The 13767-nt window shown below is 34.6% G+C and carries 10 protein-coding genes; 6 read left to right on the top strand and 4 right to left on the bottom strand.

The genetic code is table 11. The features are described from left to right. Positions 1-14: 14 nt before the first annotated feature. Positions 15-1610: a lactate permease LctP family transporter gene (locus ACFQ02_RS01480; RefSeq protein WP_380818397.1), complete on the bottom strand. Its 1596-nt coding sequence runs from the start codon at positions 1608-1610 to the stop codon at positions 15-17. A 269-nt stretch (positions 1611-1879) separates the two neighbouring features. Between ACFQ02_RS01480 and der the strand changes: the two genes are divergently transcribed. From der to ACFQ02_RS01450, 6 genes are all read left to right on the top strand, one after another. Further along, complete coding sequence (der, locus tag ACFQ02_RS01475) at positions 1880-3451, top strand: ribosome biogenesis GTPase Der (RefSeq protein ID WP_380818394.1); 1572 nt, start codon at positions 1880-1882, stop codon at positions 3449-3451. Positions 3452-3608: 157 nt separating this feature from the next. Next, a complete protein-coding gene (gene lepA / locus ACFQ02_RS01470) occupies positions 3609-5405 on the top strand; it encodes a translation elongation factor 4 (protein ID WP_380818391.1) in 1797 nt (598 codons plus the stop codon). 8 nt (positions 5406-5413) lie between these two features. Then, the gene (gene lepB / locus ACFQ02_RS01465; RefSeq protein WP_380818388.1) at positions 5414-6445 is read left to right on the top strand and encodes a signal peptidase I; all 1032 of its coding nucleotides are present in this window, start codon (positions 5414-5416) and stop codon (positions 6443-6445) included. 4 nt (positions 6446-6449) lie between these two features. Then, entirely contained in the window at positions 6450-7130 is a 681-nt protein-coding gene (gene rnc / locus ACFQ02_RS01460; protein WP_380818907.1) for a ribonuclease III, read from the top strand. Continuing rightward, positions 7123-8049, top strand: a complete 927-nt coding sequence (gene era, locus ACFQ02_RS01455; RefSeq protein WP_380818385.1) for a GTPase Era — start codon at positions 7123-7125, stop codon at positions 8047-8049. Before rnc ends, era begins: the two co-directional genes overlap by 8 nt. A 368-nt stretch (positions 8050-8417) precedes the next feature. After that, complete coding sequence (locus ACFQ02_RS01450) at positions 8418-9812, top strand: MFS transporter (protein ID WP_380818382.1); 1395 nt, start codon at positions 8418-8420, stop codon at positions 9810-9812. A gap of 50 nt (positions 9813-9862) precedes the next feature. Here the strand turns inward: ACFQ02_RS01450 and menH are convergent, their stop codons facing one another. The 3 genes from menH to ACFQ02_RS01435 are packed head-to-tail and all read right to left on the bottom strand — an operon-like array spanning position 9863 to position 13624. After that, positions 9863-10630 (bottom strand): 2-succinyl-6-hydroxy-2,4-cyclohexadiene-1-carboxylate synthase, encoded by a 768-nt coding sequence (gene menH, locus ACFQ02_RS01445; RefSeq protein WP_380818379.1) that lies wholly within the window; start codon positions 10628-10630, stop codon positions 9863-9865. Further along, a complete protein-coding gene (menD, locus tag ACFQ02_RS01440) occupies positions 10611-12317 on the bottom strand; it encodes a 2-succinyl-5-enolpyruvyl-6-hydroxy-3-cyclohexene-1-carboxylic-acid synthase (RefSeq protein ID WP_380818377.1) in 1707 nt (568 codons plus the stop codon). The genes menH and menD overlap by 20 nt, the downstream gene beginning before the upstream one ends. Positions 12318-12334: 17 nt before the next feature. Further along, entirely contained in the window at positions 12335-13624 is a 1290-nt protein-coding gene (locus tag ACFQ02_RS01435) for an isochorismate synthase (protein ID WP_380818374.1), read from the bottom strand. Positions 13625-13767: the final 143 nt, after the last annotated feature.

Raw genomic sequence — 13767 nt, 5'->3', positions numbered from 1 at the left:
TAAAAAACTAAATGTTAAACATTAAAGAAAATAGGTATAATCAATACAGCAACTAGAGCGGCAATAACACCATATACAATCATAGGAACGACTGTTCTTTTGATAATAGTGCCTTCTTGATTTTGGATATTTAGTACTGAACTAACAGCTACAATGTTGTTAATACAAACCATATTACCCATTGCTCCACCAACAGATTGTAATGCAAGTACTAATGTTGCAGACAGCCCTGTGATTTCAGCAGTAGAAACTTGCACACTACCAAAAGTAAGGTTAGATACCGTATTTGAACCAGAGAAAAATGCACCTACAGCACCCAGATAAGAAGCAAAATATGTCCAATATTCACCAGTTGCGTGAGCAAAACTTTTACCGATAATTTTCACCATAGATTGATCTCCACCAACAAGCATTAAATTCACCATAATTAATGCACCTACTAAGGCTAAAAATGGGTTTTTAGTCTGCTTTAAACTTCCCATAAAAATATCTTTAGTTTTTGTTGTGGTTAATGCAAAAACAGGAATAGAAATTAAAACTGCTACTACAAATGGAATTAATGCTGGCACATAAAGTAATTTATAGCTTGCACTTACTGGCGTACCAAAAATATTTTTTAAGCTAAATATTAGTCCTTGGCTCACTTCAAATAAACCGAGTGAACCTAATTGAACATTAAACCAAGTTGTAGCATCGTTCATTAATGCTTTAAATGGTAATTGGTGAATGCGGGTAATGATTAATAAACCAATTAATAAACCTGTTGGGAATAGTGCTTTAACTAATTCCGATTTTGATACTCCGCTATTATCTAGAGTATTTTCCACTTTTGATAAACCAATGCCTTTATTTGCCGCTAGTACAGAAATTAACAAACCAATAGCACCACCAAGTAATGCAGGAAACTCATAGTTAACTTGTGCAAGTAATAGATAAGGTATAACGCAAGCAAATATACTAATATAAATAAATATTAAATTTTTACGGATTTCAGTCCAACTCACAATTAAACGCATTGCCATTAATGGGATTACTAAAGCTGCTATTGTATGGATTAAGGCAGTCATAGAACCTATTTCTAAAATTTGACTGTCAGATAAGTGCAATGGTCCAAAACCAAACCAAGTTGGTGTTCCTACCGCACCAAAAGATACGGGAACAGAGTTCATCACTAAGGCTAACATTGCAACTTTTAATGGTGGAAATCCTAGACCAACTAAAATAGGTGCCGCAATTGCTGCTGGAGTACCAAAACCACTTGCTCCTTCAATCATAAATGCAAATGCCCAACCAATTATCATAATTTGTGCTATAGGATTAGGATTAATACTGCCTAACCATCTACGTAACACGTCAGTTGCTCCAGACACTTCGGAAAAACGATTGAATAAAATTGCTCCAAAAATAACTGTAATAGGTGTTTGCACCGCAACTAATGCAGAAGTAACGTTTGCACTCACTATAGAAATATCGGTTCCAAAGAAAACAAATTGAATAATTAACACAACTACAGCAATCCAAGGTAGTGCCACATAAGATGGCAACGCATTACGTTTTACCATTAAATAAATCAGTAGGACGATGGGAAAAATACTAACAAAAAGAGCCATATAAAATACTCCGTAAAAATATAAAAATTAACGATTTCCTATTCCATTAAATAATACTTAAGGAGCGTGCATTTTATTATGTTTTTAGGTTTAATGTAAAATTAGAGTTAAAATTTTATGACATAGATCACAAAAATTATAAAAATTACGTTAACATTAGAAACAAAATAACTCATTTTTCATTGGTTATAAAATTCGATATAATAGGACTTTTAAAAATTTGTATTTTTTACCGCACTTTTTATTCATGCACATGCAAAGAGGTTTTTATGACAACGCCTGTAGTTGCCCTAGTAGGTCGCCCTAATGTAGGGAAATCGACACTTTTTAACCGTTTAACTCGAACTAGAGATGCCTTAGTCGCCGATTTCCCAGGGTTGACAAGAGATCGCAAATACGGTCAAGCTAACATATCAGGTTATGACTTTATTGTGATTGATACGGGTGGAATTGATGGTACAGAAGAAGGCGTAGAAGAAAAAATGGCGGAGCAATCTTTACTTGCGATTGAAGAAGCCGATATTGTGCTGTTTTTAGTAGATGCTAGAGCAGGGTTAACTTCAGCAGATATTGGCATTGCCCATTATTTACGTCAACGCCAAGAGAAGACCACTGTTTTGGTAGCAAATAAGACGGATGGTATTGATGCTGACTCTCATTGTGCTGAATTTTATCAACTTGGTTTAGGGGAAATTGTACAAATAGCCGCTTCACAAGGTCGTGGCGTTACTTTGTTAATGGAGCAAGTATTAGCTCCTTTTGCACAGCAAGTAAACAATATTAATGAAAATGGAATGATTCAGAATGTTGCAACTAACAACTCTGAAGCTGAAGCTGATGTTGTACAAAATACGAGTCAACAACGAGATGAGTGGGATACTGAATTTGATTTTTATAATGAAGAAGATACCGCACTTTTAGATGATGTTTTGGAAGATGAATTAGATAGTGAGCAAATTGCGAAAAAGAATATTAAAATTGCTATTGTTGGTCGTCCAAATGTGGGTAAATCTACGTTGACTAACCGTATTCTGGGAGAAGAGAGAGTAGTAGTATATGATTTACCTGGAACTACTCGTGATAGTATTTATATTCCTATGGAACGTGATGGTCAAGCATATACTATTATTGATACGGCAGGAGTACGAAAAAGAGGGAAAGTTAATTTAGCAGTAGAAAAATTTTCAGTTATCAAAACATTACAAGCGATTCAGGATGCCAATGTAGTTTTACTTACTATTGATGCAAGAGAAAATATTTCTGATCAAGACTTATCTTTACTTGGTTTTATTTTAAATGCAGGAAAATCACTAGTAATAGTAGTAAATAAATGGGATGGTTTAGATCAAGAAATAAAAGAGCAAGTGAAATCTGAGTTAGATCGCCGTTTAGATTTTATTGATTTTGCTCGTGTGCATTTTATTTCTGCCTTACATGGTTCTGGTGTTGGTAATTTATTCGAGTCAATTCAAGAGGCTTATGCTTGTGCTACACAAAAAATGACCACATCAATACTCACACGCATTTTACAAATGGCAACAGATGAACATCAACCACCAATGATGAGTGGACGGCGAATTAAATTAAAATATGCTCATCCAGGTGGTTATAACCCACCAATTATTGTAGTCCACGGTAATCAAATTGAACGACTACCAGATAGTTATAAACGATATTTATCTAATTATTATCGCCGTAGTTTAAAAATTGTGGGGACACCAATTCGCTTACAATTTCAAGAAGGTAGTAATCCTTTTGCAGGTAAGCGTAATAAACTTACACCTAACCAACTACGTAAACGTAAGCGTTTAATCAAATTTATTAAAAAATCAAAACGTTAGCTATTAATTTTGCAAATTGATATTCCCACTTAAAATAGTGGGAAGTTGTAGCATAGCGGAATAAACCTGTATCTAAATATAGCATATCAACAGATATTCAGGTAAAATCTGGCGACTAAATATTGCTAAAAATTAATAATAAATTTATTTCTATAATATGAAGAATATCCGAAACTTTTCAATTATTGCTCATATCGATCATGGTAAATCAACCTTATCAGATCGCTTAATTCAAACTTGTGGTGGCTTGTCTGATCGTGAAATGGCAGAACAAGTATTAGATTCGATGGAATTAGAACGTGAGCGTGGAATCACCATTAAAGCTCAGAGTGTTACTTTAAATTATAAAGCTAAAGATGGCGAAACATATCAATTAAATTTTATTGACACACCAGGTCATGTGGATTTTTCCTATGAAGTATCTCGTTCACTTGCGGCTTGTGAAGGCGCTCTATTAGTTGTGGATGCAGGTCAAGGCGTAGAAGCACAGACTCTAGCAAATTGTTACACAGCGATTGAAATGAACTTAGAAGTTGTACCAATTCTCAATAAAATTGACTTACCAGCAGCAGAACCAGAACGTGTTGCAGAAGAAATTGAAGATATTGTCGGTATTGATGCTATAGATGCTGTTCGTTGCTCTGCGAAGACAGGCGTTGGAATTGAAGACGTTTTAGAAGATATTGTGCAGAAGATCCCTGCTCCAGAGGGTGATCCTCAGGCTCCGCTACAGGCGTTGATTATTGATTCATGGTTTGATAATTATCTTGGGGTAGTTTCCTTAGTGCGAATTAAAAATGGTACGCTACGTAAAGGAGACAAAATTAAAGTGATGTCTACAGGGCAGTCTTATAACGTAGATCGTCTAGGAATTTTCACTCCAAAACAATTAGATACTGCAGTATTAAATTGTGGCGAGGTTGGTTGGGTAGTTTGTGCTATTAAAGATATTTTAGGGGCTCCTGTTGGAGATACCTTAACTTTGCATAATAACCCTGCCGCTTCTGTGTTACCTGGATTTAAGAAAGTTAAGCCTCAAGTTTACGCGGGGTTGTTTCCTATTAGCTCTGACGATTATGAAAGTTTTCGTGATGCTTTGGGTAAATTAAGTTTGAATGATGCCTCTTTGTTCTATGAACCTGAAAATTCTACCGCACTTGGTTTTGGATTCCGCTGTGGATTCTTGGGCTTGTTACATATGGAAATTATTCAAGAGCGATTAGAACGAGAATATGATTTAGATTTAATAACAACTGCACCAACAGTAGTTTATGAAGTGGAACAAACTAACGGTGAAGTTGTCTATGTAGATAGTCCATCGAAATTACCGCCATTAAATAATATTGCTGAAATTCGTGAACCTATTGCAGAATGCAATATGCTGTTACCACAAGCTTATTTAGGCAACGTAATTACGCTTTGCGTAGAAAAACGAGGAGTTCAAACTAACATGGTATATCATGGCAATCAAGTTGCTTTGACTTACGAAATACCAATGGGGGAAGTAGTGTTAGACTTCTTTGATCGTTTGAAATCAACTTCTAGAGGTTATGCTTCTCTAGATTATGGATTTAAGCGTTTTCAAGCTGCGGATATGGTTCGTGTAGATATAATGATTAACGGTGAACGAGTTGATGCGTTAGCTTTAATTGTACACAAAGATAATGCACCTTATCGTGGGCGTGAACTAGTAGAAAAAATGCGAGAGTTGATTCCACGTCAACAATTTGACATTGCGATTCAAGCTGCCATAGGTAATCATGTTATCGCTCGTTCAACAGTGAAACAATTGAGAAAAAATGTATTAGCAAAATGTTATGGTGGTGATGTTAGCCGTAAGAAAAAATTATTGCAGAAACAGAAAGAAGGGAAGAAACGAATGAAATCGTTAGGTAATGTTGAAGTGCCTCAGGAAGCATTTTTAGCAATTTTACATGTAGGTAAAGATAAATAAGGAAAATTATGTCTAAGTTAAATATCTTTTTTATTATTTTAATTGTAGTAGCTTATGCTGTTTGGAAATTACTTGATTATTGGGCGTTACCAAATACGTTTACTATTTTACTGATTTTATTGACCGCACTTTGTGGGGCATTATGGTGTTATTATCGCTTTGCTGTTTTTCCGAAGCGGAAAAGACAAATTGCACGACTAGAACAACGAAGCGGTAAAACTTTAAGCGATGAAGAGAAAGCTAAAATTGAGCCGATTTCGGAAAGTGGAGAGTTCTTATCTTCTCTTTTCCCTGTGCTTGCTTTTATTTTGATTCTACGTTCTTTTATTTTTGAACCATTTCAAATTCCATCTGGTTCGATGGAACCTACTTTACGAGTGGGAGATTTTCTATTAGTAGAAAAATATGCCTATGGTATTAAAGATCCCGTGTTTCAAAATACGATTATTGAAACAGGTAAACCACAGCGGGGTGATATTATTGTATTCAAAGCACCGCTAGAGCCAAATGTTGATTACATTAAGCGAGTTGTTGGTTTGCCAGGCGACAAAATTCAGTATAACGAAGCAAATCGCCATATTACAATTACTTATGCTAAAGATGGCAGAGAATGCACAGAAAATTGTTTAACTAAAGAATTTGATTATGGAACACCGCAAGAGGATCTTGAGTTTAATATCATCGTTGGGCAAGATCGTAACGGAATGCCTGTGTATAGCAGTGATCATCCATTAAAATTAGTAGAAAAAGGTGATGTAGAACATCAAATTCATTGGGATCCTCAGCCACCAAATGCGACTTATATGTACAATAATTATCGTTTACAAGATAATTATGTAACAGAATGGGTTGTACCTGAAGGTGAATATTTTGTGATGGGAGATAACCGAAATCATAGTGCTGATAGTCGTTTTTGGGGATTTGTACCTGAGAAAAATATTGTAGGTAAAGCCTCTTATATCTGGCTTAGCTTAGATAAAAAACAAAATGAATTTCCAACGGGAATTAGATTTAACCGTATGTTCAGTAAAATTCAATAACACTATGCAAGATTTACAACGATTGCAACGTAAAATAGGTTATAAATTTGATGATGTTTCATTGCTGATACAAGCATTGACTCATCGGAGTGCAGATAAAAAGCATAATGAACGTCTAGAATTTTTAGGCGATTCAATTTTAAATCATTGCATAGCTGAGGCGTTATATCATCAATTCCCCCAATGCAATGAGGGGGAATTAAGTCGAATGCGTGCGACCCTAGTAAGAGAGCCAACCCTTGCAGAGTTAGCACGTAAATTTGAGTTAGGTGATTATCTTGCGTTAGGTGCTGGTGAATTAAAGAGCGGTGGTTTTCGTCGGGAATCCATTCTGTCGGATTGTGTTGAAGCTATTATTGGTGCGATTTCTCTAGATAAAGATTTAATGACGGCGATTTCAACTATTCAAGTTTGGTATCAATCTTACTTAGCAAATATCACTCCAGGAGAAAATCAAAAAGATCCCAAAACAAGATTGCAGGAGTTTTTGCAAGGCAATCGTCAGCCGTTACCTGAATATAAAGTCATCAAAACGGAAGGTGAACAACATCGTCAAGTATTTACTGTAGAATGTAAAGTGAAAAATATTGACCGCACTTTTATTGGTAAAGGATCAAGTCGTCGTAGAGCAGAACAGTCTGCAGCTGAACAAATTTTACATGAATTGGAAATAAAAAATGGATAGTCAACCAAATTTTACTAATCAAAACACAGAAACTTATTGCGGATTTATTGCTATTGTTGGACGTCCAAATGTAGGAAAGTCAACATTGCTCAATAAAATTTTAGGGCAAAAAATATCCATTACTTCACGTAAAGCACAAACTACACGTCATCGTATAGTAGGTATCCATACAGAGGGACCGTACCAAGCAGTATATGTCGATACGCCAGGTTTACACATTGAAGAAAAAAGAGCGATCAACCGCTTGATGAATCGGGCTGCAAGTAGCTCTATTGGTGATGTGGATTTAATTATTTTTGTTGTTGATGGAACGCATTGGAATCAAGATGATGAAATGGTGCTGAATAAATTACGACAAGCTAAAGCACCTGTAGTATTAGCTATCAACAAAATTGATAATGTAAAAAATAAAGATGAACTTTTACCTTTTATTGCCGAGCTTAGTAGCAAGTTGAATTTTAAAGAAATTATTCCTATTTCTGCTGAAAAGGGTGATAATCTGCAGAATTTACAAAAAATTGTCCGCACTTCTTTACGCAAAGGAGTACATCATTTCCCCGAAGATTATGTGACTGACCGTTCTCAACGTTTTATGGCTTCAGAAATTATTCGAGAAAAACTTATGCGGTTTACAGGTGAAGAATTGCCTTATTCTGTCACTGTAGAAATTGAGCAATTTAAAGTGAATGAGCGTGGCATTTATGAAGTAAATGGCTTGATTTTAGTGGAACGTGAAGGTCAGAAAAAAATGGTGATAGGTAATAAAGGGCAAAAAATTAAAGTTATTGGGACTGAAGCTAGAGCCGATATGGAAAGATTATTTGATAACAAAGTTCACCTTGAACTTTGGGTTAAAGTGAAATCGGGGTGGGCTGATGATGAACGAGCACTACGTAGCTTTGGTTATATAGATGACTAATTCTGAGCTATTGACTTTATTAAAAGAGCGGTTAGTTTTTAATTTTTTATAAAAACCGCTCTGCTACTCTACGAATAAACATATCATTTCATTAGAAAATAAAATCATTTCTATTTAAAAATAAGTGAAAAATTTAAAATAAATTTTACTTTTTTGTTTATCAATTATTGTTATTTTTAATAAGTTTTAAATTTCTTTTATTTTTATTTAGTTTTGATTTTACCTAGTACCTAAAATGTGGTATATATTCACAACTATTTTAATTGATTCATTCAATTGATTTAATTCAATAAACTAATTGATAATTTTAAACACTATTTAACTATTTAAAGTAGCAAACTTACATCTTATTATTTTGGAGCAAAAGTATGTCGATAAAGAGACTCTCCTTTAGGGAAAAACTATCTTATGGTATGGGTGATCTAGGAAACGGTTTTATGTTTGATATGGGGCAACTCTATCTTTTATTTTTTTACACTAACTATATGAAAATTTCTCCTGTTATTGCTGGTTCTGTTTTCTTAGTAGCAAAAATCGCTGATGCCTTTATTGATACAGCTGTAGGTGCATTTGTAGATACTCGTGTACCAGGCAAATTAGGCAAATTTAGACCCTTTATTTTATTTGGTAGCTTTCCTTTAGCTATTTTAACTACTATTTGCTTTGTGGTACCAAATTTTGGAGAAACAGGGCGAGTTGTTTGGGCTTTTGCAACTTATATTTTATTTAATGCAGCTTATTCTATTGTTAATATTCCTTATGGCTCAATGTCTGCTGTAATGACTGTTGATGGTGTAGAAAGAACAAAATTAGCAAATTTCCGTTCTTTAGGCTCACAGGCAGCTCTATTTTTTTCTGGTATTTTCGTTTATCCTGTAGTGGATTTTATTCATCATCATTCAAAAAATGATAATTTATCTTGGGCAGTTGCTATTGGTTCAATGACTCTATTAGGCATGATTTTTCACTTCTTATGTTTTAAAGGCTGTAAAGAAAGATACGTTGCTAAACCTAAACCGAAAACAGAAATAATTAGTCGTAAGGATTCAGAATTAAATGCTTTCATGTTTTTATGTAAAAATAAGCCTTTTATTGTATTTGTATTATTCACATTATTAACAATAGCAACGACTTATATTATACAACAATCCCAATTATACTATTTTGAATATCAGTTTAATGCTGGAAAAGAAATGATGAAAACTATTTCTACTTTAAATATGATCGCATTTTTTCCTATATTTTTTACTATAGCAGTGATTGTAAAAAAAATTGGGAAAAAAGCAGCAATGGCAATAGGTGCTATTGGATTTGGTATTGTTCAAACTTTAAACTATTTTTTATTTGCTGAAAATCAAATTGCATTTTTAACTTGTATGTTCCTATCACAAATACTTATTATGATTCCAAATAGTGTTTGTTGGGCGATTGTGGCAGATATTGTAGAGTGGGGCGAGTTTATTTCAGGGAAAAGAACGGAAGGTATTATTTATTCTTCCTATTCTTTTACTCGCAAGGTATGTCAAGCTATCGCAGGATTTATTCCAGGCTTAATTTTAAGTATTGTTGGTTTTGATCCTGATTTAGCTACTCAGCCTGAAGGAGTTTTAGCGGGAATTAAATTTACTTATATCGCTTTGCCCGCTATGCTAACTATCATTGCAGGTATTATGTTTATTTTCTTCTATCCATTAACGGAGGCTAAACATAGAGAAATTGTGGAGCATCTAGGATTAGAGAAATTAAATACTCAAAATTCTTAATTTAATAAAATTTAATGTAGGACACTTTATTTAGTGTCCTCTTTTGATCTTTAGCTAATTGATTGCATTAAAAGTTGTTCTAGTTTTTTTGCGAATTCAAAAGAATTTTCTTGATGAGAATTATGACCAGCGTTAGAAATTAACGAAAGATGTAGTTTTTCGTCAGTTGCTATTTGACGAAATTTGTAATCTAATTCACCACAGAAGTAATAAATAGGATAGCGAGTTGATTGCATTTTTGCTCGCAGATCTGGTTGTTTTGCTAGTGATGTAGCACGTATCATGTTCGCTATATTTTCCCCAACATTATTTTTTCTCAATTGAATCAGATCGTTACGTTGTTTTTCTGTTAAGCTAGAAAATACAGCTTGTTGATACCAATCAATTAAAACGTGTTCTAATTTTTCCTCAGTAAAACGATCAATCCAATATTCATCTTGTTGCCAGCGTTGTATTCTTTCGATTTTTTTTGATAATCCAAGATTAGCTCCCTCTAATATTAAACCTTGTAAATTGTATTTCTCACAATTAGATTGTAACGCATAGTACAGACTGAGGCGACCGCCGAGAGAATAACCAATTAAAAAATAAGGTTTATCCTTTACTTTATTTTTAATTTGGCTAGATAAATATTGTGCTGTTTGCTCAAAATTTTTTACAACAACTTGCTTTGCTTTTCCATGAAAAGGTAAATCAAGAGCGATACATTGAAAGTGCGGTAGTTTTTTAATAACTTTTTGCCAATCAGATTTTGAACCTAATAGTCCATGTAAAAAAACAAGCACAGGTTTGATATTATTATGTGCTGATAACTGCATGACTGATTTGTTCAACTAAACGTTTATAAATATTGCTAGCGTCTGTTGCTCCCACTTTGATTTCTATTAATGTTGTTTCACGACGTGAATAAGCTTGTTTTAGTACAGAACTTAAATCAGCCCAAGTGTAAGGTCTAGCATACTTGAGTTCAAACATTGACGCTATTTGAGAAAATTCTGTATGGTGTGGCATACGATAAAATTGGTCTTTCACTTCATTGTCCACTGGCAACATATCAAAGATAGCCCCGCCGTTGTTATTGATCACAAAAATAATAGTTGGTTGAGTAACTTTCTTAAATAACGCTAATGAATTGAGATCATACAGTGCCGATATATCGCCAATCATCGCAATTAAAGGTTGATTTGAACCCACAGAAATTCCCGCAGCAGTAGCGAATAAGCCATCAATCCCGCTTGCACCTCGATTAGTGTAAATAGGATAGCCTTCTGGTAATTTAGTCAATGCATCAATCAAACGCACTAATAAGCTATTACCTAAAAATAAAATGCCATTATTTGGTAAAACACGCTCAAGATGATGAGCGAGAGAAGCCTCGTTTAGATTTCCCCCTACTTGTTGTTCAATAAAAGAAGCACAGAATTTTGCTAATGCTAAAGGTTCTAATAACCAAGGTTTTTGTCGTAGTGGTGGATGAGCTCGTAGCCAATGATGAATTTTTGCATGAAATCGAGTATGGCAATGATGATAAGGATCGACTGCATTATCTGTATTCTCTACAATCCAATATTCACCTTTAAATTCAGTCAAAAATTGATTAATTCTTTTACTAATAAAACGATGACCTAGCTGAATAACAATATCTGCTTCTAATAATTTTTGTTTAACTGTTTGATTAGAAAGCCAAATATCAGCATAAGGCAAAGCTGCCTCGACGCCAGATTGAATATCCGTTAATAAAATCCAGCCCATTGTATCTGCCCATGAACGAATCCCCATAGACTGTTCTAATGGCATACTACCAGCAACAATAACGCCTCGTTTTGTTCTCCATTGATCCCAGTGTTTATGCATTAGCACATCTTGCTGTAGGGGTTGATGATCTCCCCATGATTTATAGTGGGAAAACCATTTTTGTATATTAACTAACCAAGGATGTAAATCAATTTCATCATCTTGTGCATCATAGAGCGGTTCTGAAAAAGGAATATTGATGTGTACAACACCTTTATTTTGTTTTTGTCGGTAACAAGCTTGCTCTAATACAGAAATCAGCCAATCAGCAGAATAATCTTGTGTAGGGCGGGGTAAATTGATTTGAGCTACAGGATAATCTGCAAACATATTTTGTTGTAGAATCGCTTGATTTGCACCACATTCTAACAATTCAGGCGGACGATCCGCTGTTAGAACGATCAAATCGACTCCACTCTGACGAGCTTCAATAATCGCAGGGTATAAATTGGCGGCAGCAGTTCCTGAAGTCACAATAATAGCAACAGCCGTGTTAGTTACTTTTGCCAACCCGAGTGCAAAAAAACCTAATCCTCTTTCATCAAAATGAGTGTGGCAATTTACACGGTTGTTTTGCTGTAATCTTGCCGCTTCTAAAGTTAAAGGTGTCGAACGAGAACCTGGTGCGATACAAAAAGCAGTAACACCTTGACGAACAAGAGTTTCTAGTATTACTCTCGCCCAACAACGATTAAAAACACTTACTGACATATTTGGTTCTCCTCTTTTTATTGTTCTTCTTGTAGTAACGAAATTAAGCCCAACGCTTTACGTTCAATCTCCTGCCATTCTAGCAGGGGGATTGACCCCTCAACAATACCCGCACCAGCAAAAACGCGAATTTTATTATTTTCAATAAATGCACAGCGAATAGTAACACAAAATTCTGCTTGAGATTTCTCCATTATTCCTAGTGTTCCAGCATAATGGCAACGATCAAAATTCTCTGTTTTTTGTAAAAATTCTACCGCACTTTGCTTTGGTAAGCCTGCAACCGCTGCAGTTGGATGAATTGTTTGTAAACAAAGATCATCACGACAGTCTGGTACTAGTTGAACAAAAATATTCCGCTTTAAATGTTGGACTAAACGCAAGGGTTTAAGTTCAGGTTCTGACAATCTAATGCTAGTAGCATAAGGTGCTAAGCTTTGTTTGAGTCCTTCTGCTACTAACTGATTTTCATATGTATTTTTTTCATCATGCAGTAGCCAATCTGACTGTGAACGGTTGAAATGCTCATCTTCAGATCTCAATGCAGTACCAGCTAAGGCCTCGGTATGAAGCTGTTGCCCTTGTCGATGATATAAGCGTTCTGGCGTTGAACCAACAAATATTTTCTGTTGGTCTTCAGCAAATAAAAAATGATAGCACCCAAAATTAGCATGTTCACTTTCTGCTAAAAAATCTACAGCGTTTAAATTTTTTTCTGCTTCAAATAATGTTTCATTAGCAAGCACTACTTTACTCAAAATACCTTGTCGAATTGCTACTAATGCTGACTCAACCCAATCACACCACTGCTGTTGGTCTGCTTTTTTCCCTAGTAAGCGAATCGATTGATTAATTGGCTCAAGTGCGGTAGTTTTTGTAAAAGTATTTAATATATTTAATAATTGACAGATTTCTTCTGATAATGAATTAGCTTGATCGACAAACAATTGTATTGTTAATTTATTGGCTTGTTCAGTCAACAAGATACGAGGAAGAAAGAACTCTGCTTGTGAATAAAAAGTTAAACCACCAAGTAGGGGAACATTTGAATGTTGTAAGAAATTTTGAGCAGCAGTTAACGACGAAAAGGTTCGCACTTTGCCTAGTGCGACAATTTTTTGCATTTTATCACGAAAATTCAAATAAAATTGTGGATAGCTTTGCTGTGCCTTTAGCCAAGCTAGTAGTTCAAACGATTTTTCAGTGTGATAAGTTAGAACGATAATTTCCGTTTGATTTGTGGAATGACTTTCAATACCTTGAATAAGTTCAAGAAGTTGATTTTTAATTAATTGCAAAGTATCCATTTAAAAAATAATTGTTTTTATCAAAAAAATAAGTTAAAAAGGAGCGTTAATTTTACCGCACTTTAAGGGAATTTATTACAAAATCTTTTTGTCTTATGAAAATAAACGCAAAGTGCAAATTTATCAAAATAAATTTATGATGA

Origin of the sequence: Seminibacterium arietis, from assembly GCF_042675725.1 — a bacterium.
In the GTDB taxonomy this organism is placed as follows: domain Bacteria; phylum Pseudomonadota; class Gammaproteobacteria; order Enterobacterales; family Pasteurellaceae; genus Seminibacterium; species Seminibacterium arietis.
This window is presented reverse-complemented; position numbering and strand designations above follow the sequence as displayed.

What these genes read in the sequence shown, in the direction of transcription:
- ACFQ02_RS01480 (WP_380818397.1), bottom strand. Translation starts at nt 1,610, where the DNA reads ATGGCTCTTTTTGTTAGTATTTTTCCCATCGTCCTACTGATTTATTTA.
- der (WP_380818394.1), top strand. Translation starts at nt 1,880, where the DNA reads ATGACAACGCCTGTAGTTGCCCTAGTAGGTCGCCCTAATGTAGGGAAA.
- lepA (WP_380818391.1), top strand. Translation starts at nt 3,609, where the DNA reads ATGAAGAATATCCGAAACTTTTCAATTATTGCTCATATCGATCATGGT.
- lepB (WP_380818388.1), top strand. Translation starts at nt 5,414, where the DNA reads ATGTCTAAGTTAAATATCTTTTTTATTATTTTAATTGTAGTAGCTTAT.
- rnc (WP_380818907.1), top strand. Translation starts at nt 6,450, where the DNA reads ATGCAAGATTTACAACGATTGCAACGTAAAATAGGTTATAAATTTGAT.
- era (WP_380818385.1), top strand. Translation starts at nt 7,123, where the DNA reads ATGGATAGTCAACCAAATTTTACTAATCAAAACACAGAAACTTATTGC.
- ACFQ02_RS01450 (WP_380818382.1), top strand. Translation starts at nt 8,418, where the DNA reads ATGTCGATAAAGAGACTCTCCTTTAGGGAAAAACTATCTTATGGTATG.
- menH (WP_380818379.1), bottom strand. Translation starts at nt 10,630, where the DNA reads ATGCAGTTATCAGCACATAATAATATCAAACCTGTGCTTGTTTTTTTA.
- menD (WP_380818377.1), bottom strand. Translation starts at nt 12,317, where the DNA reads ATGTCAGTAAGTGTTTTTAATCGTTGTTGGGCGAGAGTAATACTAGAA.
- ACFQ02_RS01435 (WP_380818374.1), bottom strand. Translation starts at nt 13,624, where the DNA reads ATGGATACTTTGCAATTAATTAAAAATCAACTTCTTGAACTTATTCAA.